Here is a 23,213-nt window from a genome sequence, read left to right on the forward strand (position 1 = left end):
TATATTAATGAATGATGCATTAAAAACATATTCAATAGGTATAGGTTGGTTCTTACTTAGTTTAGTAAGTAGTAGTGCTAACGATGTAATGTCTAAATATTTAGGAACTAGATTGCACAGTTTTGAAGTAGCTTTTTTCCGTTTTTTCTTCAGTAGCATAGTTTTATTACCTTTCGTTGCTTATTATGGTAAAAATACCTTAAAAACAAGTCGTCCTTTTGTTCATATTTTAAGGGGATTATTATTATTTTTTGGTATGACTTCGTGGACTTACGGCTTAAGTATTGCACCTGTTACTACTGCGACTGTTATAAGTTTTTCTATCCCCCTATTTACTTTAATACTTGCCGTATTTTTTCTTAATGAAAATATCATTTGGCAAAGATGGGTAGTGACAATAGTAGGATTCGTTGGGTTAGTAATTACGCTTAAACCTCATGCCGAGGATTTTAACCCCGAAATGCTCTATTTTGTTTTAGCAGCTATTTCATTTGCTATGCTTGATATTATAAACAAAAAATTTGTGGTAAAAGAGTCAATGATTAGTATGCTATTTTACTCAGCAATAGTAACTGCTGTGGTATCGATACCTGCTGCAGCTAACTACTGGCTTACTCCAACTCTTTTTGAATTAGCGTTGTTATTTATCTTAGGCAGTAGCGGGAGTTTAATATTATTTTTGCTACTTAAAGCTTTTTCTATGGTAGATGCTACCGCTACCGCTCCTTATAGATATTTAGAGCTTGTGATTTCGGCAATAGCAGCATATTTCATATTTAACGAGTTTCCAGACAAAAGTACATTGCACGGGGCAGTAATCATAATTCCAGCAACTTTATTTATAATATATTCTGAAAAAAAAGCCATGAGCAAAAAAATATGAATCGAAAAAAAATAGTATTTTCAAGCGGCATAGCCAACACTTTTGAATGGTATGATTATGTACTATTCAGTTACTTTGCACCGATAATCGGAACTAAGTTTTTCCCAAATGATGATGCTAATACTTCTTTATTGCAGGCTTTTTTAGTCTTTGCTATAGGGTATTTGGCAAGACCACTTGGAGGCATATTTTTCGGTGTTATTGGTGACAAATTTGGCAGAAAAGCAGCCTTAACTGGTGCTTTATTCTGCATGTCTGCCCCAACTGTATTAATTGGAATATTACCGACCTACCATACTATCGGTATCACTGCCACTATTTCAATGATTGTTGTTAGAATCTTACAAGGGCTGTCAATGGGCGGAGCTTTAACTGGTTCTATCTCGTTTGTTATTGAGCATACTTATCCAAAGCATCGAGGTTTTACTGGCAGTATTTCAATGTCTAGCATATGTGCTGGTTTACTGCTTGGTTCTTTTGTTTCTTATATCGTCAAGAATATCTTAAACGCTGAACAGTTTGATAGTTTCGGCTGGAGGATACCTTTTTTACTTGGTTTCTTTATTCTTTTTGCAGCTTTTTATATTAAGAACCATACGCATGAAACGCCAAATTTTAAAAATTTAAAAGAACAGAAAAAGATACAGAATTCGCCGCTAAAAAAAGTTATTACTAAGCATTGGTTTGATATATTAATTTCGATTTTTATCAATGCTCCAGGTTCGATAATATTCTATTTGCATGCAATTTATTTAGTGTCATTTTTAAAAATCAGTCGTAACTTTATTGAAAATGAAGTAAACAGCCTAGCAAGCGTATGTTATGTAATTATGATAGCTATAACATTACTTAGCGGTTATTTATCCGATGTTATAGGTCGCAGGAAAATTTTTGTAATTAACCTTGTAGTGATTATTATAGCAACTCCATTTTTACTTAATAATTTTGAAACAGGTAATTTCACCGGCGTAATTATTTCATAATTTATACTCGCAGTGCTTGCTGCTAGCTATATTGGTCCTGAGCCAGCTTTGCAGGCAGAATTTTATCCTACCGAAATACGTAACACTGCACTCTCGCTTTCATATAACACCGCTACAACTATTATTTGGTGGCACTACTCCACTTGTTTTTGAGTATCTAGTACAAAAAACAGGTCAAGTTACTTCTGCAGTTTATTATATCATCTTAAGCTGCATTCTTGCATTGATAGCATTATTCTTTTACAAAAACCGTACATAAATATACTCGTTTTATTTGAAAAATTGGCTAAATAATCTTTTACAAGCCTATCTTGGACAGTAAAAATTCAGAAGATGCTGCTATTCACTTTGAAGAATTCTATATTTTTAAAGAGGTTGATATGTGTGGTAAAGCCTTTGGATAGTAGAGGAATAATATAACAAATTCCAAATTTCTCTTGATTTAATAATAAATATGTGGCAAAAAGAGTTTGGAATAAAATTCTAAGCTCTATAAACATTTCTAAAAAGATTTATAAAGCTTAAGCTACTATAGCTCAGGGGTAGAGCACTTCATTGGTAATGAAGAGGTCGGGGGTTCAATTCCCCCTAGTAGCACCACAAAATCCTCTTAGTACTGATTATTAAATTGCAATGGTTTTTATCGTAATTGCATGGAGTTTTTTATTTAATACCTCAGATAGAGCATTTTTTACTAGTTTATGTTGATTAATTAAAGTAAGTCCTTTAAACTGTATATCTGATAATTCTAATGCATAATGGTCTTGATCACCTACTAAATCGGTAATTTTAATTACACCATTTGGAAAAGATTTTTTAAGTATTTTTTCTAATTCTTCTGCAGATATTGCCATTATTTTATTAATTCCTATATAATATATACGTTATTAATTACTATATTATCTATAGAGTTCTATTGATAATAATGATTCTTGCGAATATAATTAATACTAAAATAATATATTACAGTAACATGAAAAAAGAAAGCGAAGAACTAAAATTATTTATTTTAGAATGTCTAAATGAAAAGAAAGCAGAAGATATCGATGTAATTGACTTGAGTGGTAAAAATAAGATAACTGATTATATTATATTTGCTAACGGCAGGTCAACTAAGAATGTTGGAGCAATAGCTGAATATGTGGCATTAGAGTTAAAAAATAAAGCCGGTATAAGCACTAATATAGAGGGGCTTGGTAAATCAGAGTGGGTACTAATAGATGCAGGTACTATTTTGGTTAATATCTTTTACCCTGAAGCAAGAACACATTTTAAACTTGAAGAAATTTGGAAAAAATAAATATTTTTAAATGAACGATCACATACTTATTAATGTTATAATTTTACTTGGTACTGCAGTCTTTATCGTGGCTATACTTAAGCGATTTAAGTTAAGTCCGGTACTTGGCTATCTAATTGCTGGAGCTGCAATTGGTGATCATGGTTTAAAAATTGTAACATATGACCAGACTAAGTTACTTGGCGAACTTGGTGTAGTATTTCTATTATTTGCGATAGGGCTTGAGCTATCTTTCGAGCGATTAAAAGCTATGAGACGGTATGTTTTTGGGCTTGGTACTTTACAAGTTCTAACAACCGCCATAGTAATTGCCGGTGCGATGGTGCTTATAGACGGCAATAGTAGTGCTGCTATTATTACCGGAGGCGGACTTGCACTTTCATCTACAGCCCTTGTTATGCAGGTCATTGAGGAAAACCGTAGCCAATCAACACAAATCGGTAGAATTTCTTTAGCAATTCTGCTACTTCAAGATTTGGCTGTAGTACCATTACTTGTAATAGTACCACTGCTTAGCGGTAATAGTCAGGCTTCTCTTGCGACAGCACTTGGTATTGCGTTTTTAAAAGCCATTGCTGCTTTACTTACTATATTTGTTGCGGGTCGTGTTTTACTTCGTCCAATATTTTCATTCATATCTTCCGAAAGTAATAGTGCTAATGAGCTACCTATTTCAATGACTTTGTTAATAGTGCTTTCTGCTGCTTGGGCTACTGAAACTTTCGGCTTATCGCTAGCACTTGGAGCTTTTGTTGCTGGAGTATTAGTTGCTGAAACTGAATTTAGACTACAAGCTGAAGAAAGTATTTACCCTTTCAAGAGTCTGTTCTTAGGGCTATTCTTCATGACTGTCGGTATGAATATCGACACACTTGAAATGTATGAAAAACTATCTCTTATCCTTACTTTATCTATTGCTTTAATAGGTATCAAAACCTTAATAATAACAGCTTTTTGTATTTTATTTGGGTTTAATAAAGGTGTTGCTTTTTATTCAGGGCTTTTATTATCGCAGGGCGGAGAATTTGCTTTCATATTATTTAGCTTAGGTAAAGAAAGTGGTGTTTTAGAAGAAAGTAGTGCTAACATATTATTGCTTGTTGTTACCTTTACTATGGCACTTACACCGCTACTTGCAGCATTAGGACGAAAAATTGCTGAAAAAGTCGATAAAGGTCTCGGCAAGACCCCAACGCAAATTATAGAGCTTGGTACAAGAGATTTAACAAATCATATTATTATTGCGGGGCTTGGTAATATCGGTAAAATGGTCGCAAGGGTTTTAGAAGCTGAAGGAACAAGCTATGTAATATTAGATTTAGACGAAGATAGAGTTAAGGAAGGGTTAACAGACGGTTTTCCAGTTTTTAAAGGTGATGTATCACAGGCAGATACTCTAAAAGCCCTTGGTACAGATAGGGCTCTTGCTATCATACTTACTATGAATAATCAAGTAACTATAAAGATATCGCTTAAAACAATTACCGCTAACTATCCTGATATGCAAGTTATCGTGAAGCTAAAAAGCCTTAAAAATTCCAGAGAGTTCTATGATTTAGGAGCAACCACGATTATCCCTGAAAGTTATGAAACAGGCCTTCAAATTGGCGGTACTGTTTTAAAATTCATAGGCATTAGCGAGCAAGAAATCAATAGAATAAAAGTACAATTTAGGCTTGGTAATTATATAGTAGCAAAGAAAGAGGATAGCTTATCGGAAGTAGAGTATAATGATTAAGATTCTCATTGCTTTAATTGCAATAATACTATCAACAACAATTAATGCCGATAATAAAAAGTTACCCATTCCAAGATTTGTTTCAATAAAATCTAATGAAGTTAATGCACGAAGCGGTCCGACTACGAAAGCAGCAATAGAGTGGGTTTTTGTTAAAAAAGGTGAACCAGTAGAAATAATTGCCGAATATGAACAGTGGCGACAAGTACGTGATATTCATGGCGAAAGTGGCTGGATACATTCAAGCGTCTTATCAGGTAGAAGATCAGTAATTATTATTGCTGATCAAGAGATCGAATTACTTAAATATGCAAATATAGAGAGTAGAGTAATAGCAAAATTAATGCCTAAAGTTCGCTGTGGCTTAAAAAAATGCAAAGAACAATTTTGCCAAATTACCTGCAAAAATTACACTGGTTGGGTACTTAAAAAAGACCTCTGGGGGGTGTATGATGATAAAGATAGGTATTAAATGAAGACCGAATTACCCGAACGCTCTTTGCATATTAGAGGTAGGCTTGAGTCTATAAAATCGATGTCATCCCGTGGCTTGCTAACTAGATCCAGCATAAAGCGAGATAAATCGAGCTTTTAATTTAAATAGTATAATGAAACAATATTATGTATATATATTAGCAAGCCAGCGTAATGGTACATTTATATTGGCATAACCTCAAATATTATAAAACGTATTTACGAGCATAAAAATAAAATAGTTAAAGGATTTTCTTCTAAATATAACACAAATAAATTAGTTTATTTTGAACAATATAATGATATTATAGCGGCAATTAGTCGTGAAAAATTACTAAAAGAATATAAAAGACAATGGAAGTTAAATCTAATTGAATCTCAAAATCCAGAGTGGCATGATTTAAATGAAAACCATATTACCTGAACGCTCTTTGCATATTAGAGGTAGGCTTGATTTTATAGTGCAGCAGATTTTAGAGCTTGCCCAAGACAAAATCGCCATGATTATCCTGTACGGCTCTTTTGCTAGAGGCGATTGGGTACGTGATCTACCTAACGGCTATCATAGTGATACGGATATTTTGATTATCTTAAAGAAAGGTAAGTATAAAGATCATGCTACTTTAAACCTAAAAGATAGAATATATACAAGATTAAAAAGAAAAGGTGTAATAAAAGATCAAATTATCCCTTATGATTCACGGATATCAATAATTTTAGAATCAATAGAAGAGATAAATAGACAATTAGAAAAAGGACGTTATTTCTATACCGATCTTAAAAAAGAAGGGATACTTTTATACGACAGTGGTGAGTATATTTTAAGCGAGGCTAAAGATTTACCTTGGAGTGAGATGAAAGAAATCGCTCAAGATTATTTTGAAGAGTGGTTTAAGAGTGGTAAATATTTTTTAAAAACTTCTAAAAATGCTTTGGAAGAAGAAATTTTTAATATCAGTGCTTTTTTGCTTCATCAAGCTACCGAAAGTTTATACAGTGCTATTTTATTAGTTTTCTCTAATTATAAACCTAAGTTGCACGATATAGAAGAATTAGGTGGCATGGCAAAAAATTATGATAGTGAGTTATTACAAGTTTTTCCTATTGCAACGCATGAACAAAAAGAATGTTTTGAGTTGTTAAAAAAAGCTTATGTTGATGCACGATATGATAAAAATTATAAGATCACGAAAGAACAGCTGCTTTATCTTATTGAGCGAATAGAAAAATTAAAAGAAATCACTGAAAGGATTTGTACAGCAAGGATTGGTGGGTAGGTTGTCATCCCGTGGCGGCATTGCCAGCGTGGATCAGTTTTTCCGTCTGAGCTAAGGAAATTACGAAGTAATTGACGAAGCAAGGAAGTATAAAAATTGCTAATTTATAGCATTTTTTATTATTTTTCTGGATTGCCACGCTCATTTCATTCGCTCGCAATGACGACTCTCGATCCACGCAACAACGCCTGCTTGATTACGGGGGTGACACAGTAGGTGACGTTTTCATCACCTGCAATACTTTAAACAACCCGCCCATTTCTTTCAGAGATATCAACCTATTTACTTGTCTCTCTATTAGCTCTGCTTGCTCGGAATTAAGTTTGTTTTGCAGCGTTTGCTTGCGTAGTAAAATCCCATTTTCTATTAAAAAATTATGTTGTAAGATTGTATCTATTATATTTATCTTGCTATTTTGAGCTACTGTTTTGAGTACATAAAAATCTACATGGGCTGATAAATCTGCCTCCCCTAAATTCTCAATTATTGGGCAATATTTATGATTTTTTATAGCTTGCAAGGTTGAGTTATATTGATATCTAGTCCTAATATTCGGGTTTATATCATAGCCGTAATCTATTATAAGACCGCTTCCGCCCAATTCTTTTATATGCTCGGATATAAATTTCATAATCTCTATAGATTTATAGGACTCTTCAAACACTGCTCCGTCTTTCGCATCTAAATGTGTCTTCTGTAAATATTCTTGTAATTGTTTACTAACAGCTATTTTATCATACTTGATTTTCCCATCTACCGGCTGCACTACAAATATTCTTTCATACCATGATTCTTTTACTTTGATATATTGCTTTATCGGCATAGCATCAAAGAACTCATTAGCTATTATTAGAGCGGGTTTTTTGGGGATATCCTCTATAGATACGTACCAATTAATCGGTAAATCAAAGTTTTGTAGATTGGATTTTTGCTGAACAATAAAATTTTCATTGATATCAATTAAGTTGATCGATAAAGCGTTATAAAATTCTGGAACTAATTTTGCTGTGCGTAATAAGTCCCGCATTAATAACCCTCTGCCAGGACCAAGCTTGACTATGCTAAGATTTTTAGGACTACCAATTCTTTGCCATTCTTTTATACACCATAAGCCTATAATTTCGCCAAATAGCTGCGAAACTTCAGGAGCGGTAGTAAAATCCCCTTCTTCTGCCAAGGATTTCGTTTGCCTATAATAAGAAGTTGGGCTTACATGTAAAACTTCCTGCATAAGACGATCACAAGTGATATAGCCACTTTGCTCAATTATTTCCCTTATTTTGTGATCGATCGACATTCTGCCTTTATTATTAAATAACTACCTAAAAGTAACAGCGGCATCGATAAAATTTGCCCCATAGTTAAACTATCAAAAATAAAGCCGATTTGCACATCCGGCTCTCTAAATATCTCAATAATTATTCTAAAAAGAGAATAAAACATTAAAAACAGACCTGAGTTTAAACCTTGCTTTTTAATTGTATTACGTTTAAATACAGCATAAGCCAAAATACAAAATAACACTAACCCTTCAAAGAAAGCTTCGTATAATTGACTAGGATGACGCAAGTTTAAATCACTATCTGGAAAAATTACACCAATAGATGAATTTGTAACACGCCCATATAACTCACCATTAATAAAATTGGCAATTCTGCCGAAAAATAAACCAATTGGGACTACTGGAGCAATAATATCGGTAAGACTTAAGAAATTAAGTTTATGTCGTTTGCAAAATATATAAGCAGTGATAATGACTCCTATAGCACCACCGTGAAAGGACATTCCGCCCTCATATGTTTTTAAAATCTCTATCGGATTTGAAAAATATTTATAAGGATTATATAATAGAATATAGCCGAGTCTGCCTCCAACTATTATCCCAATAATAGCGTAAGTAACAAACTCTTCTAAATTTTTCTTGGTGATTTTTGTAGGAAATTTTTCTATAATTTTACTTGCATAAAACCAGCCAAGTAAAATTCCAACTATATATGAAAGAGAGTACCAAGATACGGCTAGCGGTCCTATAGAGAAAATAATAGGATTAATATTCGGGAATGTCATAGTTAAAAAGTTATTTTGTTCTTTTTAGTTAAATTTATTGATAAAAATAAAATTTTTAGGAATAATAAAAATTTATTTATAATCATACATAATAATATGGTAAGTAAAATATGCAATATTTAATGGATTTATATCGTACATCAAGTACTGAAATAATAATGTTATTTGTTATGCTGGTATCTATTATACCTTTAGTATTTTTAATTAAAAAACTAATTTTTGTTCCAGTAAGAAATTATTTAACAAGACATCATTATGAAGATTATGAAAGAGTGTTGAAGAAATATCCGATATTTCGTTATTTACTACACTCTCTCTTAGGGATTTATTTCATATCCTGGGGAAATATCTTTCATCCAAGTTCTTTTAAAGCACATATATTACTTGGGATTAAAGATACTATAGTCATATTATATGTCAGTTTATCTTTCACTATGCTATTGCTAACCCTTATAGATGCTGGTGCTGACCTTTATCATAATAGAATTAAAACTTTTGCTAAAAAAGCTCCTTTAAGCTTATATTTTCAAATATTAAAAATATTTGTCATGATCATTTCGGCTATGATAACTATTTCTTATTTATTAAATATTTCGCTTGGTGTCTTTCTAACAAGTTTAGGTGCTGCCGCTGCTCTTTTAACATTCATCTTTAAAGACACTATGCTTGGGTTAATTGCAAGTCTTCAACTAACCAGTCAAGATATTATCAATATAGGTGACTGGGTGCGTATTGGTGAAGTCGAAGGGACTGTAGAAAAAATTACTATTTCTGTAGTGACAATTAGAAATTTTGATCAATCTATTTCAACTATTCCTACTTCTAGTGTTTTAAGCTCCAACGTTATAAATTATAAAGGAGTCGATGAGGCAGGAGCAAGAAGAGTAAAAAGAGAATTTAATATAAATATGGCAACTATTAATTTTTGTGATTCTACTATTTTAACAAATCTCAAAAAATCTCCTTATCTATCAAAAGATGTAATCAATAAAATCACTCTTGATAAAGACGAAAAAGATCTAACAAATATCAAAATATTTAAATTATATGTTCAAGAATATCTAAAAAATAATCCTGCTATTTATACTGAAGGGTTTACTTTTTTAGTTAGACAACTTCAGCCAACTGTTAATGGCTTACCTATCGAAATATATATTTTCGTTAAAGAAACAAGTTTAATAGGATACGAAAAAGTTCAAGCCGATATTTTTGAACATATAATTTCCGTATTGCCTGAATTTAAATTAAAAATCTTCCAAAATGTCGGTATAGTGTAGGGTATTTTGTCATCCCGTGGCTTGTCCACGGGATCCAGTAATTAAAAATACAAATAAAAATTAAAGCTCGATTTCTCTCACTTTATGCTGGATCTAGTTCCCAAGCCACGGGATGACATCCTCATCAATTGTTCTTGATTATTTTATTTAAATCCTATAAAATTTAAAGCTCTAAAATATAAAAAATTAAGTACTTACTAATGAATAATAATATAGTTAATCTTGTAGCAGCCATTGTACTGTCTTTAGGTATAATTTTTGGTTGGCAATATTTTATTGTAAAACCGCAGCAGCAAAAGCAGCAACAACAAATAGCGTTGCAGAAAGCAAAAGATTTAAAGAAAAAAGAATCTGCACAATTAGAGGCTACACCTGTTATTGTTCAAGAAGCAAGTCAAGCACCACGTATTAAAATAGACTCGAATGCACTTTCTGGTTCTATTTCGTTAAAAGGACTTAGATTTGATGATTTAATTTTGAAAAAATATAAGCAAGATTTATCTGAAAATAGCCCTGAAGTGGTATTATTTTCACCATCTGATACTAAAGATGCGTATTTTGCAGAAATAGGTTGGGTGAGTAACTTATCTAGTGTAAAGCTACCTAATAACGAAACTATATGGAATAGTGATAGTGAAATATTAACTCCTGAAAAACCAGTTAATTTATTTTGGGTTAATGAGGATGGGGTTAAATTTTTAGTAGCTATTACAGTAGATGAAAATTATTTATTTACTATAGAACAAACTATCGTCAATAATAGCAATCAAGAACTTCCTGTGCAATCTTATGGCTTAATAAATCGTAAATATACTGCTGTAGAAAAAGCCGTAAATATACTACATCAAGGTCCTATTGGGTGTATAGATGAAAACCTAAAAGAATATTCATATGATGATATTAAGGACAAAAAAAGTGAGAAGTTTTCCGCAAGTAAAGTTGATTGGATCGGAATTACTGATAAATATTGGCTTACTTCTTTAATTCCTGATAAATCAAGTAATTATAGTTCAAACTTTAATTATGCAGTTAAACAAGAAGTAGAGCGATATCAAGTAGATTTTATTTCACCTGTACAAATAGTAAAGCCAGGTGAGAATTTTTCTATTAAAGGAAGACTTTTTGCAGGAGCAAAGAAAGTAGATTTGCTAGACAAATACGAAAAACAATATAACATTAAATTATTTGATAGAGCTATAGATTTCGGTTGGTTTTATATAATTACTAAGCCAGTTTTCTATGCTATGAACTTCTTTTATAAATATGTTGGTAATTTCGGTATCAGTATCTTAATAGTTACTGTTATTATTAAGTTACTGATGTTTACTTTGGCTAATAAATCCTATCGTTCAATGAAAAGAATGAAGAATTTACAGCCTGAAATCAATAGGATAAAAAATTTATATGGTGATGATAAAGCTCGTTTAAATCAAGAAATTATGGCTTTATATAAAAAGGAAAAAGTAAATCCCGTAGCAGGTTGTTTGCCTATAATTGTTCAAATACCGGTATTTTTCTCTATCTATAAAGTGCTTTATGTTACTATTGAAATGCGTCAAGCACCATTTTATGGCTGGATTAAAGACTTATCCGCTCCTGATCCTACTAGTATCTTTAACTTATTTGGGTTATTGCCGTTTTCTCTACCTTCGTTCTTAATGGTTGGTGCATGGCCTATCTTAATGGCTATTACTATGTTCCTGCAACAAAGAATGAGTCCTGAGCCTGCTGATCCAGTACAAGCTCAAGTAATGAAATTTATGCCTTTAGTTTTCCTAGTAATGTTTAGTAGTTTTCCGGCAGGTCTTTTAATATATTGGTCTTGGAACAATATTTTATCCATAATCCAGCAATATTATATTAATAAGCTAGATAAATAAATGGAGTGTTTATAATATAATTGATGAAAATTGATAAAAAATTACCTAACTATTTGACGATTGCCCGAATAGCTGCAATTCCAGTTATTATACTAACATTTTATGTTAATAGCCCTCTTGCCCGCATACTTGGAGCTTTACTATTTGTGCTAGCTAGTATTACGGATTTTTTTGATGGTTATATTGCAAGAAAATATAACTTGGTTACAAGTTTTGGTAAAATGCTCGACCCTATTGCTGATAAATTATTAGTCGGCTGTGTTATTATAATGTTATTGAAGAAAAGTGATGTAGATGAAATTCCTTGTTTATTGATATTGGCAAGAGAGTTTTTAGTTAGCGGTCTTCGAGAATTTTTAGCATTAGTTAAAGTTAGTGTTCCTGTCTCAACACTTGCAAAAACTAAAACCTTTTTACAAATGTTTGCTTTATCAATATTAGTATTAGGCTCAAAAGGTTCTAATATTATCTATCTTGATTTAGTTGGAGAAATAATTTTATGGATTGCAGCTTTTTTAACAATCATAACTGGTTATTCTTACTTTAAAGCATGTAAGAAATATTTTTAATTTTTAGGTTCATTAAATATGCTTGCCGATAAAAAAATTATAAAAGTAGAAGTAAGTAAAGAGCATTTAAAAACGCTAAATGAAGCTTCAACTCTTTTAATAAGTTGCGTAGATTTTAGATTGATAGATGAAACAGACAAGTTAATGAAGCAATTAGGTTTAGAGGATGATTTCGATAAGGTATCACTTCCTGGAGCCTCGCTTGCTCTTGTTAATGAGAAATATACCCATTGGGGAAAGACTATAGAAGATACTATAGAAATTCTACAAGACTTACATAACATCAAGCAAATTATTTTCCTTGATCATCGTGAATGTGGGGCTTATAAAAAGCTTATAGCTGAAGAACGTTTAAGCACTAAAGAAAAAGAAACCGAAGCACATACGGAAATTTTAAATAAAGCCCGTAAGATAATCAAAGAAAAATTCCCCCAACTAAAAGTTTACACATTCTTAATGGGTCTTGATGGCGTGATAGAACAGATTTATGAGCGTCATCCTGTGGATTGCTAGGCATTGTTGCAGGTTCTTATCCTGCAAAAGGTGTTAACTTAAGGCTCGATGTCATCCCGTGGCTTGACCACGGGATGACACCCATATACTTTCGAGGGAATAACATAAATTAAAGGATTTGGTAGCAGAAATCTTAAATATATGAAGCGTTTTGCTGAAGAGTATAAAGATTTAGAATTTGTGCAGCAGGTTGCTGCACAATTACCTTGGTTTCATATAGTTGTTTTATTAGATAAGATAAAAGATAATCAGCATATTTGTGCTAATTTCATATTTGATTTCAAGATTTTATTCTGAACCAATTAATAGATTTTTTAGACAATGTTTAAATAATAGAAATTTAAAGGTAATCAATTAATACTTATTATAATCTGCTCTAGAGATTTCTATTTAAGATAAACGATTATGTGCTAATTTATAAACTGTATTTTGATCACGTCGTCCTATAGCTATAACTTGTACTACCAACCTCGTATCTATAACTTTATAGACTAGTGTCATTGTCAAATAAAAAGGGACCACTAAATTACGTAAAAAAGGGACCACTTTATTTAAAATTTTTTATGTCATATTACCTCCAGATTTATAGTTATTAATACGATAACTTTTACCTGTGATGTTTAGTATATGTGCATGATGTACTACTCGATCAATAATTGCATGAGTTAATAACTCATCAGCAAATATTTCATTCCATCTTTCAAAATCCTTGTTTGTGGTGATAATGGTAGATTTATTTTCATATCGTTTAGCAATAATATTAAAAAAATCATCTACTGAATGTTTTGGTAATTGCTTAAAACCTAACTCATCAAGAATTAATAAGTCAAATGATAAGAGTAATTTAACTTTTTTGTGATAGCTATTATCTGCTCTTGCAATATGTAAATTATAAAGCATATCCGATACCGTAGTAAAATATACAGAGTATTCTCGTGTTAAAGCTTTTAATGCTAATCCAATAGCAAGATGAGTTTTGCCAGTTCCAGAATTACCTATGAATATGACATTGCCCTTAGTATTAATATAATCACAAGTAGATAAATCACTTATTACTTTGGTATCAATACTTGGTTGGAACTGAAAATCAAAGTCTTCTAAATTTTTAGTTACCGGTAATTTAGCAGCATTTTTACGACGACGGTAATTATTATCCTTACGGTGAGATTTTTCATCTTCACATAATAGTGAGAGAAATTCTTTAAATCCTAGTTTATTATTTTGAGCATAAATAATCCTTTCATTTAAGCTATTGACTATACCTGATAATCTAAAACTACGTAGGTCATTAAGCAAGTTCTGCATTCTGACCTCCAAACTCTGGCAATGGTAAGTTTACTGCATTACTATTTAAGATATTCTTAATTTTAGAGTAAGAACTTATACCGTAATGTAATGCTCTATGACAGGCTTTATCTATTAACTCATCATTGTAAACCTTACGTAAAGAAATAATACCTCTGGCACAACGTTGCCAATCATTTACTCGTGTTTGTTGTAATAACTCTAATAATAAACTGCAATTATTGCCTATCTGCTGCATTTGTTGTTGATAATGTTCGCTATATTCTATAAAACCTGGGCATAGACGTTTATATTTGGCATAATGAGACGGATTAGTGGTAAATATTCCTTTGCCATCTACTCTAACGTGCCTTGCTATTAAATCATTTTGTATAGAAAATATTTGAACAAGGTTTGGTGATAATTGTACCAATACTTCACTGTATATATATTTTGCTGGTACGGAATAATAATTATTATCTATGGTGATATGACAATCTTTTGCTACTTTTCGATTATGCCACGATGATAAATCAAACGTTTCTAATGGTAAGGGCATTAAATTATTACTTTCTTCTTGCTCAAATAGTTCCTGAGGAATTTTTTTAGTAGTACCATGTATTCGGTTATTTGCTTTATTTAACCAGTTTGCAAGATCGTGTATTAATTCTTCATATCTATGAAATTTACGTCCAGCAAAAAAATTATTTTTGACATACTTTATGCCTGATTCTACTTTGCCTTTTTCTTGAGGTTGATATATACGACAAGGAGAAAGTAAAATCCCATAATGATCAGCTAAACGTTTGTATTCCTTCTGATATACAGGCTCATAGAAATTGCTATCTACCACCCCAGCTTTAAGATTATCAAGTTTTATTACTTTTGGACTACCAGCAAAATAATTAAATGCATTGATATGACATTGTATCCATGTTTTACAACTTTGATCAAACACTACTTCATAATAATCAAGGCGACTATAGCTTAAACGCATATTAAACACATATGCTTTAACTCTACGCCCTTGGGCATTATACTGTAAGCCTATGTCACCAAAATCTACTTGTGCTTCCTCTCCTGCTAAAGTATGAAAACGAATGCAACTGTTATTCTGAATCTTATATTTTTTGATATAACGGGTTAGCGAACCATAACTTTTTGTATAACCTTGAATTTTTAACTCTTCAAAAATTCTTATGTAACTTAGATTCTTTTCTAATAACTCAATTATTTGTTCGTGCCAAGAATCCAGTGCTGAAGATCGTTCATAGGGTGCAGGATATTCTGTACCAGACTCTACGTAACGATTTATTATTTTTCTTACTGTTTTACGGTCTATCCTTGTTAGTTTGGCAATATTTCTTTGACTGTTGCCTTGCTTATAAAGGGTGATAATTGTTGTGTACATATTTATTCTTATCATTGTATCACTAGATATTTATTTTAATTAATTATCTAGTGAATATTGCACATTATAACCTTATTAGGTTACACCAAATTCTCTGGTCCCTTTTTCGTGCAATTTAGTGGTCCCCTTTACTTTAGCAATGACACTAGTCTATAACCCACCGTGCGAAGTTTAATTTTATAACAATTCGGCATAGTACTAAGCCTGTTTTTAGGGATATGCGGATTTGTAAGACGTTCTTGTAATTTAGTTTTAAATTGCTTTTGAATATCTGGAGCTAATTTTTTCCATTCTTTTTTTATAGTGAATTCAATTGAATTCGGGACTAGACGCAAGGAGCGATGCCTATAAATAATAGGTGAGCGACGAGTAACGACGTCCCGTGTTCAAGTCAATTTACTATAGCGGTTTCTAAAAAGGTTAATTCATAAGTCATTAATATTTACCGATATTTCTTTATCATTTTTACGCTCCTCTATAATTTTGCCTAGTTCAATATCATCAATCATTTCCATCATAACTTCATATAAATCAGCAGGAACACAGTAAAAAACAGGTTGATTACGATTTAATATAGCAAGAGGTTTTCCTCCAGTACTTTGTACAGTTCCCATAGGGTTTGATTTGAGCTCAGAAACACTTGCAACTACATCAGAACAAATTATATGACTCATAATAATACTTTTAAATTACTTTAATTAGTACTAATAATAATACTTTTAATAAAACTATTCAATGGCAAAATATAACTGCTAAAGTTTTTGCTTGCCTTGCTTATAAAGAAAAGTTAAAATTCAGTTTATTTATATAGAATATTCTAACATGCAAATTAAAGAAATTTTTTCTTGTTCTGTAGAAAAGGCTTGTGAGTTGCCGTTATTTGACACAAAAGTACAGGCAGGTTATCCGTCGCCTGCTGACGGATATATGAGTAATAGCCTTGATTTGAATAGCCATTTAATTAAGCATCCTAAATCAACTTTTTTTGTTCAAGTAACCGGTGATTCTATGATAGATGCCGGTATTAGAGAAAATGATTTATTGATAGTTGATAAATCTCTACCCCCTACTAATAATAAAATAGTAATTGCTGTTATTAATAACGAATTTACTGTAAAACGCTTAAAATTTATCAACGACGAAGCTTACTTAATGCCTGAAAATAAAGATTTCCCACCTACCAAAATTGAAAATGGTACATATATCTGGGGAGTTGTCACAAGCGTAATCCAACAATTTTAATTTTTCCAAAGGAAGATTCAAGTTATAATTTCTTCATCTTCTCTTGCAAAGAATTCTGATGCAAACGAATTTTTAAGCTTTCAAAATCAACTATTTCTGCTTTTTGATTTTGGCAGCTACAAGCAAAAATGTATTTTCTTTCATCTTCAACTTTTTGTATACACTGACCACAAATTCCTTTCATCATGCATTGCATAGATGAATTAACACTAACAATTATCTCTGCACTTTCACCGAATATTTTTAAACTTTTTAACTCTTCTGCTATTTCAGGTGATGCATTAATTATTACTCTATCTATTAAAGTTAGTTTTTGTGTTTTTATTTCAGGATAGGTAAAAAACATAACTTCGTTATTGTTATCTTTTAGAGTTTTAATTAAAACATTATTCGGTTCAGTGTCAATAACTATTATTCTTTTATTATTTGGTATCTCTAATGGCATCCCGCTTGGTCCCATCAAAACTACTTTTTCCTCTTCAGAAAATAATTTACATAAGTTAGTTGATTTACCGACATCATATATTATAAAACTAATTAAACCGCTTTCTACATTAATATCCGCAACGCTTAGGGCTAAAGGCTCTATTAATTTAGTTATATCATTAGAATAATTTTGTAAACGGAAAAACTGCCCTGGCTTAAAATTCCTAGCAGCAAGCGGTGAGTGAATTACTAACTCAAAAATTTTATCGCCTAAGATGTTTATTTTGTGAACCTTGCTAATTAACAAATCATCTAGCTGTTTTACAAAGTTTTTATAATCACCTTTAAAATTCGGGTTATTATTTGCCAACTTCTTATTAATAGCCTCATAGCCATCTTTGCTGTTAGCAAGTGCCTTAACTACACTACCTGAGTATTTAGGATTGCAGTCTCCAAAGTAGCTATATTTATCTTCATCAAATTCGGTATTGTTTTCTATACCAATTGCCATGATCACGGTTTTGGCTTTGACGTCATTGCGAGCAGCCTTTGGCTGCGTGGCAATCTTAGGAGTTTGACTTAACGAGATTGCCGCGTCAATGCTACGCATTTCCTCGCAATGACGGTCTCTATTCCCAAATTCCACGGACTCCACATGCCCATATTTATCATTATTAATTCTCAAAGGCTGCATATTTTCTTCAAAATTAACTCCTAATGCTAATGCATATATTAGCTCCTCATGATTTAATTTATATGCTGGCGAATCTTGCAGCTTCCCACGATAATAAATAGTAGCTCCGCCCAGTTTCTTAAAAACCTCTTTCAGCTCTTCATTATTCTTAGCTTTCTCAAATAATTTTGCATGAGCAATAAATTCCTCGGCTATTTCCTTATCTTCTTCAGTCCAATCTTTTTCCGTATAATCTTTGCCGTATTTGGCAACAGCAAACTCGTAATCTTTAACAAAACTCTCTACCTGCTTTTTATAATAATATAAGCTTTCTATTGCTGCATCTAGGGAGGTAAGACCGCCACCAATTACCGCAATCGGCATTCTAATAAGCATATTAGTATTAGAGTTTTCTAAAAACGCTCCACCGCTTTGCAAAGTCATTAAAAAGTCCGAAGCTGTTTTAACACCTTTAGCATCAAAATTCTCTATATCTAAAATTTTTGGCTTGCCAGCTCCAATACAGAAAGCTATATGATCAAAACCTAAATCAAAGGTTTGCTCTTTCGTTATATTAAAATCTAAAGCCACCCCATCATAATATTTAAACTTATTATTTCGCTCTAATATTAGCCTTAATATATCAAGATTGTTTTTATCCCAGCGAACAGTAATACCATACTCCGCTACTCCGCCAAATCCTTTCGGTACTCTTTTAGATAATTTATTTTTATATTCATGCCAAAATTTTATTGGCTTATGAATATCAAAAGGTAGAGGAGTAATTTTTAAACCATCAATAGCCGTGACATTATGACCAGATCGTAATAAATAATAACTAAGACTGAAACCTGCTGGACCAAGCCCTGTAACCAGAATATTATAGTTAGTAGATTCTTTTGGCAGCGGGTTATAAATATTAAGCGGATTCCAACGAGTTAAAAGTAGATATATCTCTAAGCCATAAGGTAACTTAAGCGTTTCTTCTAAAATATTTGACTCTATTAGCGGTATATTTACTGGATCTTGCTTTTGATAAATACAAGCCTTTGAGCAATCATTACAAATCCTATGACCGGTAGCCGCAACCATTGGGTTATCTATAACAATAATCGCAAGAGCACTTAAATTAAAGCCTTGAGCCTTAACGTAATTCATCTCGGAAATTTTTTGTTTTAGGGGGCAACCGGTTGTCATTGCGAGTGATTGAAAGGAGCGTGGCAATCTCATAAGAACTCCTGAGATTGCTTCGTCGCTACGTTCCTCGCAATGACGAGATTGAGGAATGACATTTATTCCCCTAGAACAACTATCCTTATCCTGTTTATGACAATAAATACAATAATGAGAGTGGTTTAAAGCTTCATCCAGATTTAAAAAGGAATCTGTATAATCAAAATTTAACCTTTCGTTTTTTTGATATTTAGATATTTTTTTATCATCTATTAGGTTTTCTTTGTCTAGCTTTTGTGGGAGATCAAACAAGATGTCATTCCGCGACTTGATCGCGGAATCTATTTGTTTTTTCTGGATCCCGTGGCGGGGCCACGGGATGACACCATCAATAAAGCCACGAGATGACACCCTATAAGCAGCATATTGTGCGGCTATATCTAATTCTTTTACAAAACTCTCTTCTGCTTGTTGCCATATAATTACTTGTTTAGCGAAATCTCTAGAAGTAAATTTTTTACCTATTAAATCAGCTAATTTTAAATATATATCCTCAAAATCTATATCTTTTATTTTTTCTTGTGAATATTTCTTGATGGCATAACGCTGGACAAATTTTCTTTTACACTCATAAATAATATCAAAATCTTTATGCTGTAATCTCAAACTTGTAACTTCGTTTGAAATACAAAATAATTCTGCTAGAAAATCATCTAAGTAAGGAGATATATTTAATAAAAATTCGGAATAATCTTGAGAGAGAATAGAATAAGGATTAGATCTAAATAATAATATATTATCATAAAGCGATTTGTTGGCTTTAAAGAGATAATCTAAAAATATTTGATCTAATTTTTTAAGACCGGTTAAATCTAATTTTTTAAAATCTAGATTAAAACCAAGCTTCATAGGTAATAAATAACTCTTTTTGAAAAGCGTTTATATACTAAGTAACTTATACAAACAGTAATAAAAGCTACTATAATAGATTTACCTATTGATATTGGGTCCGGTAATGTCCCATTAATTACTAATGATTGTGCAGGTCTTATAATTATAAAGAATGGGTTAAGTTCAAAGAAGTCTCTTTGAGCTTCAGGGATTAATGAATATGGATAAACTATAGGTATACTCCAATAAATGACTCCTAAAACAACATTTAATATTTGTGGAATATCGCGGATATAAGGCGTTAGAAAAGCCATTGCAATAGATCCACTAATTGTACAAATTATTAGTGGTAAAATTAATATTGGCATAAATATTATTTGCCATGAAAATTTTTCTGGAAACAATAAAATAAAAGCAACATACATTGCCAAAAATGAGCAAAATAGATTGTATAGCTGTGCTAAACTATCTGCAACTGGGAAAAAAGTCTTAGAAATTCTAACTTTTTTTATTATTTGGTCACGTGCTACTAAAGAATTTGAAGAAGTTGTTAAGCTAGTTAATAGAAAAGTCCATAAAGGAATTCCTCCAACTAAATTCATTATCAAAAACTCTCTTGGCTGATTCAATAAAAAGCCAAAAAAATACGAAATTACCAATATATTAACAAATGGTTGAATCAAACTCCATAAAGATCCTAAAAATGAATCTTTGTTTTGCTTAATTATAGAAGCTCTAACTAATAATATTACCGCTTCCCAATATTTTTTAGATAAAAAATACTTTATCATTTATGTTTTTCTCTATTGTAAATTTTAAATATTTCTGAAGGTTTACCATCAGCAACAATACTACCATCACGTAATAAAATACATCTATTACAATTATCTTTTACAAGTTCTTCTTGATGACTTACTATTATTGAAATAGGTGTATTTTTAAATTTATTTTTCATTAAATTTAAAGATTTTTTTATAAAATAACTATCTCCTGCAGCAAAAATTTCATCAAGTAATAGTATTTGTGGATGTTGAAATATTGATATGGAAAAAGCAATTCGAGATAACATTCCGGAACTATAATTTTTTATAGGTAAATCAATTTTGCTACCTAATTCCGAAAATTCTATAATTTCCTGCTCTACTTCTTTATTATATTTATCTAGCATATTATTATATAACATCAACATTTTGATGTTATCACGCCCTGTTTGTTCTTGCTCAAACCCAGCACTCATATCTATTATAGGTGCAATATCACCACAAACACTTATTGTTCCTTTTATTGGCGGATAAATTCCTGCAATCATTTTTAAAAGAGAACTTTTTCCCGAGCCATTACTACCAATAAAGGCTACTTTTTCTCCCTCATAGCAAGAAAAATTAATATTATTCAATATTGGTATATTTGGAGAAAAAGAAGTTCCTCTATTAAGAAAGAAATGCTTTAATCCTTGTGCTCGTTTATGGGTATCTATGCCCTCAACGTAAGCGTTTTTTATCTCTATAAATACTTTAGAATGATTAAAAGACATAAAATCAATATTTTATATTATTTTCTATCCAATCTAAAATTTCTTGTTTTGGATTATTTTGCTTTATTCCTACTTTTATATCTAATTGTTCACCATCTTTAAATAAAATCAAAGTTGGTATACTTTTTATTCCAAGTTTGCTAGGTGTTTCGGAATCATCTACTATATTCATTTTAAGTACTTTTACTTTATTCTCTAGCTCTTTACTTATTTCCTCTATTATTGGGGTTAACATTCTGCACGGACCACACCACTCAGCCCAAAAATCTACTAATACAGGTAAATTTGATTTTAGTACTTCCTCTTCAAAAGATTTATCTGTTACATTGCTTGCCATATGTCCTCTATATTTTTTACAAGTAAAATTATAAATTACCAAATTATACTTGTAAATAATGAAAATTTTTATTTATTATACTTATTTTTTTGTTATAATATATCCGCATTATTAAAGCTGCTGTTTCTTCTATTGATTTTGTTGATACATCTATTACTGGCCAGTTTCTTAGTTCACAAATTTTTTTAACTTCTAAACATTCTTTTTGTACTATATTAAAATCTGTATAATTTCTATTTTCATTAATTTGTAGCAAATTCAGCCTAGTTTCTCTTATTTCTATTAATCTATTTGGATTAATTACAAGCCCTACTACCAATTGATCTATATCTTTTTCTATAAAATCAGGGAACGGGCAATTATAAACATAAGGAATATTTGCCGTCTTTAGCCCATTATATGCTAAAAATACCGAAGTAGGGGTCTTAGAAGTTCTAGATGGACCTATTAACACAATATCCGCAAACTGTAACTCATTAAGCAGCTGTCCATCATCATGTCTTATAGCATAATCAATAGCATTAAGAGTATCAAAATAAGTTTTATCGAATTTATAATTATAATTTTGCTCTTTTTCTATCTCAATTCCTGAAAAAACTGACATTTCTTTGATAATTTTACCTATTACCGAAATACAAGGAATTTTTAATTCATAACAAAATTTTGTCAGAGTCTTCCTTAGTTCTTGATCCGCAATCGTGTATAAGACAATACCATGCTTTGATTCTATCTTACTCAGTACTTCTTTTAATAATTCTAAATTTCTAATCATTGGCCAATGATACAATTTTGGTTTTAAAGAAGTAAATTGAGCAAGAGCAGAATGAGCTGCACTCTTTGCAGTTTGAACAGAAGAGTCTGAAACTAGGTGAATAATCAGCTTTGTCATATTTTACACATACTAATGTGGATAAAAATTTTGATAACTTATTATTTTTCTTATTAAAAATTTTTTAAAAATATCCAAAATCCTTATTAAATCAAGTAAATCTTGTATTGTTCACTTTAAACAAACAGTTTGTGGATAAAATTGTGAATAAGTAACATTTTTCTTTGAAAATATCACCTTTTCTAAGTAATAAAGAGCTATTACACTTAGTTATCCACTTATAAAAACTTAACTCAAATTTATGTGAATAATTATTAAAATTACTTATTTTATAGGAATATTTTTAATATATATTTTATTGATAACTATGTAGAAAACATTTAATCTACATAATTCTACTTACATATACAATAAATAAAGAATATATTATAATTATTTTTATTAGTAACAGT

Annotated in this window: 21 protein-coding genes, 1 tRNA gene and 4 pseudogenes; 14 read left to right on the top strand and 12 right to left on the bottom strand. The window is 31.2% G+C overall.

What is annotated here, in order from left to right; translation table 11 throughout:
• Nucleotides 1–7: 7 nt before the first annotated feature.
• The 3 genes and pseudogenes from AAGD54_RS09285 (at nt 8) to AAGD54_RS09295 (ending at nt 2,466) form a co-directional block, all read left to right on the top strand.
• On the top strand, nt 8–883 hold the full coding sequence (locus AAGD54_RS09285; RefSeq protein ID WP_341794669.1) for a DMT family transporter: 876 nt from the start codon (nt 8–10) through the stop codon (nt 881–883).
• Nucleotides 880–2,125, top strand: a pseudogene (locus tag AAGD54_RS09290) (MFS transporter). Before AAGD54_RS09285 ends, AAGD54_RS09290 begins: the two are co-directional and overlap by 4 nt.
• Before the next feature lie 266 nt (nt 2,126–2,391).
• Nucleotides 2,392–2,466: transfer RNA gene (locus AAGD54_RS09295), tRNA-Thr, on the top strand.
• Between the two features lie 23 nt (nt 2,467–2,489).
• Here AAGD54_RS09295 and AAGD54_RS09300 read toward each other — a convergent pair.
• Nucleotides 2,490–2,720 (bottom strand): BolA/IbaG family iron-sulfur metabolism protein, encoded by a 231-nt coding sequence (locus AAGD54_RS09300; protein ID WP_016948072.1) that lies wholly within the window; start codon nt 2,718–2,720, stop codon nt 2,490–2,492.
• A 119-nt stretch (nt 2,721–2,839) separates the two neighbouring features.
• Between AAGD54_RS09300 and rsfS the strand changes: the two genes are divergently transcribed.
• From rsfS to AAGD54_RS09325, 5 genes and pseudogenes are all read left to right on the top strand, one after another.
• Nucleotides 2,840–3,166, top strand: coding sequence for a ribosome silencing factor (gene rsfS / locus AAGD54_RS09305; RefSeq protein WP_341788586.1), 327 nt, complete (start codon nt 2,840–2,842; stop codon nt 3,164–3,166).
• Between the two features lie 10 nt (nt 3,167–3,176).
• On the top strand, nt 3,177–4,904 hold the full coding sequence (locus tag AAGD54_RS09310; RefSeq protein ID WP_341794670.1) for a monovalent cation:proton antiporter-2 (CPA2) family protein: 1,728 nt from the start codon (nt 3,177–3,179) through the stop codon (nt 4,902–4,904).
• Nucleotides 4,897–5,376, top strand: a complete 480-nt coding sequence (locus tag AAGD54_RS09315) for an SH3 domain-containing protein (RefSeq protein WP_341788588.1) — start codon at nt 4,897–4,899, stop codon at nt 5,374–5,376. The genes AAGD54_RS09310 and AAGD54_RS09315 overlap by 8 nt, the downstream gene beginning before the upstream one ends.
• A gap of 136 nt (nt 5,377–5,512) precedes the next feature.
• Nucleotides 5,513–5,802: pseudogene (locus AAGD54_RS09320) on the top strand (GIY-YIG nuclease family protein).
• A complete protein-coding gene (locus AAGD54_RS09325) occupies nt 5,783–6,655 on the top strand; it encodes a HEPN domain-containing protein (protein ID WP_341794671.1) in 873 nt (290 codons plus the stop codon). Before AAGD54_RS09320 ends, AAGD54_RS09325 begins: the two are co-directional and overlap by 20 nt.
• Nucleotides 6,656–6,851: 196 nt before the next feature.
• Here AAGD54_RS09325 and AAGD54_RS09330 read toward each other — a convergent pair whose 3' ends face one another.
• Nucleotides 6,852–7,952, bottom strand: coding sequence for a class I SAM-dependent methyltransferase (locus AAGD54_RS09330; RefSeq protein ID WP_341794672.1), 1,101 nt, complete (start codon nt 7,950–7,952; stop codon nt 6,852–6,854).
• The gene (lgt, locus tag AAGD54_RS09335) at nt 7,931–8,722 is read right to left on the bottom strand and encodes a prolipoprotein diacylglyceryl transferase (protein WP_341788591.1); all 792 of its coding nucleotides are present in this window, start codon (nt 8,720–8,722) and stop codon (nt 7,931–7,933) included. The genes AAGD54_RS09330 and lgt overlap by 22 nt, the downstream gene beginning before the upstream one ends.
• Before the next feature lie 110 nt (nt 8,723–8,832).
• Here lgt and AAGD54_RS09340 point away from each other — a divergent pair, with 110 nt between their 5' ends.
• From AAGD54_RS09340 to AAGD54_RS09360, 5 genes and pseudogenes are all read left to right on the top strand, one after another.
• Entirely contained in the window at nt 8,833–9,999 is a 1,167-nt protein-coding gene (locus tag AAGD54_RS09340; protein WP_341794673.1) for a mechanosensitive ion channel family protein, read from the top strand.
• Nucleotides 10,000–10,199: 200 nt separating this feature from the next.
• The gene (gene yidC / locus AAGD54_RS09345) at nt 10,200–11,879 is read left to right on the top strand and encodes a membrane protein insertase YidC (protein WP_341794674.1); all 1,680 of its coding nucleotides are present in this window, start codon (nt 10,200–10,202) and stop codon (nt 11,877–11,879) included.
• A gap of 23 nt (nt 11,880–11,902) precedes the next feature.
• On the top strand, nt 11,903–12,448 hold the full coding sequence (gene pgsA, locus AAGD54_RS09350; protein ID WP_341794675.1) for a CDP-diacylglycerol--glycerol-3-phosphate 3-phosphatidyltransferase: 546 nt from the start codon (nt 11,903–11,905) through the stop codon (nt 12,446–12,448).
• A 15-nt stretch (nt 12,449–12,463) separates the two neighbouring features.
• A pseudogene (locus tag AAGD54_RS09355) lies at nt 12,464–12,961 on the top strand (carbonic anhydrase); the annotation flags it as partial.
• Between the two features lie 141 nt (nt 12,962–13,102).
• The gene (locus AAGD54_RS09360) at nt 13,103–13,258 is read left to right on the top strand and encodes a DUF1016 N-terminal domain-containing protein (RefSeq protein ID WP_341788594.1); all 156 of its coding nucleotides are present in this window, start codon (nt 13,103–13,105) and stop codon (nt 13,256–13,258) included.
• 264 nt (nt 13,259–13,522) lie between these two features.
• Here the strand turns inward: AAGD54_RS09360 and istB are convergent, their stop codons facing one another.
• The 4 genes from istB to AAGD54_RS09380 all read right to left on the bottom strand — a co-directional run bounded on the left by istB (nt 13,523) and on the right by AAGD54_RS09380 (nt 16,330).
• Nucleotides 13,523–14,266 (bottom strand): IS21-like element helper ATPase IstB, encoded by a 744-nt coding sequence (gene istB / locus AAGD54_RS09365; protein WP_341794290.1) that lies wholly within the window; start codon nt 14,264–14,266, stop codon nt 13,523–13,525.
• Complete coding sequence (istA, locus tag AAGD54_RS09370) at nt 14,250–15,656, bottom strand: IS21 family transposase (protein WP_341794291.1); 1,407 nt, start codon at nt 15,654–15,656, stop codon at nt 14,250–14,252. Before istA ends, istB begins: the two co-directional genes overlap by 17 nt.
• 128 nt (nt 15,657–15,784) lie before the next feature.
• Nucleotides 15,785–15,991 (bottom strand): type II toxin-antitoxin system RelE family toxin, encoded by a 207-nt coding sequence (locus AAGD54_RS09375; RefSeq protein ID WP_341794676.1) that lies wholly within the window; start codon nt 15,989–15,991, stop codon nt 15,785–15,787.
• A 90-nt stretch (nt 15,992–16,081) separates the two neighbouring features.
• Nucleotides 16,082–16,330, bottom strand: a complete 249-nt coding sequence (locus AAGD54_RS09380; RefSeq protein ID WP_341794677.1) for a type II toxin-antitoxin system Phd/YefM family antitoxin — start codon at nt 16,328–16,330, stop codon at nt 16,082–16,084.
• 148 nt (nt 16,331–16,478) lie between these two features.
• On the opposite strand from AAGD54_RS09380, the gene AAGD54_RS09385 reads away from it, so the two are divergent.
• Nucleotides 16,479–16,898, top strand: coding sequence for a LexA family protein (locus AAGD54_RS09385; RefSeq protein ID WP_011476702.1), 420 nt, complete (start codon nt 16,479–16,481; stop codon nt 16,896–16,898).
• A gap of 22 nt (nt 16,899–16,920) precedes the next feature.
• On the opposite strand, the gene AAGD54_RS09390 is transcribed toward AAGD54_RS09385, so the two are convergent.
• From AAGD54_RS09390 to AAGD54_RS09410, 5 genes and pseudogenes are all read right to left on the bottom strand, one after another.
• Nucleotides 16,921–20,079, bottom strand: a complete 3,159-nt coding sequence (locus tag AAGD54_RS09390; protein WP_341794678.1) for an FAD-dependent oxidoreductase — start codon at nt 20,077–20,079, stop codon at nt 16,921–16,923.
• The gene (locus tag AAGD54_RS09395) at nt 20,076–20,852 is read right to left on the bottom strand and encodes an ABC transporter permease (protein WP_341794679.1); all 777 of its coding nucleotides are present in this window, start codon (nt 20,850–20,852) and stop codon (nt 20,076–20,078) included. The genes AAGD54_RS09390 and AAGD54_RS09395 overlap by 4 nt, the downstream gene beginning before the upstream one ends.
• The gene (locus AAGD54_RS09400; RefSeq protein WP_341788600.1) at nt 20,849–21,595 is read right to left on the bottom strand and encodes an ABC transporter ATP-binding protein; all 747 of its coding nucleotides are present in this window, start codon (nt 21,593–21,595) and stop codon (nt 20,849–20,851) included. The genes AAGD54_RS09395 and AAGD54_RS09400 overlap by 4 nt, the downstream gene beginning before the upstream one ends.
• Nucleotides 21,596–21,599: 4 nt before the next feature.
• Entirely contained in the window at nt 21,600–21,932 is a 333-nt protein-coding gene (gene trxA, locus AAGD54_RS09405; RefSeq protein WP_341788601.1) for a thioredoxin, read from the bottom strand.
• A gap of 68 nt (nt 21,933–22,000) precedes the next feature.
• A pseudogene (locus tag AAGD54_RS09410) lies at nt 22,001–22,821 on the bottom strand (pyruvate, water dikinase regulatory protein).
• Nucleotides 22,822–23,213: the final 392 nt, after the last annotated feature.

Origin of the sequence: Rickettsia endosymbiont of Rhinocyllus conicus, assembly GCF_964026465.1 — a bacterium.
GTDB lineage: Bacteria > Pseudomonadota > Alphaproteobacteria > Rickettsiales > Rickettsiaceae > Rickettsia.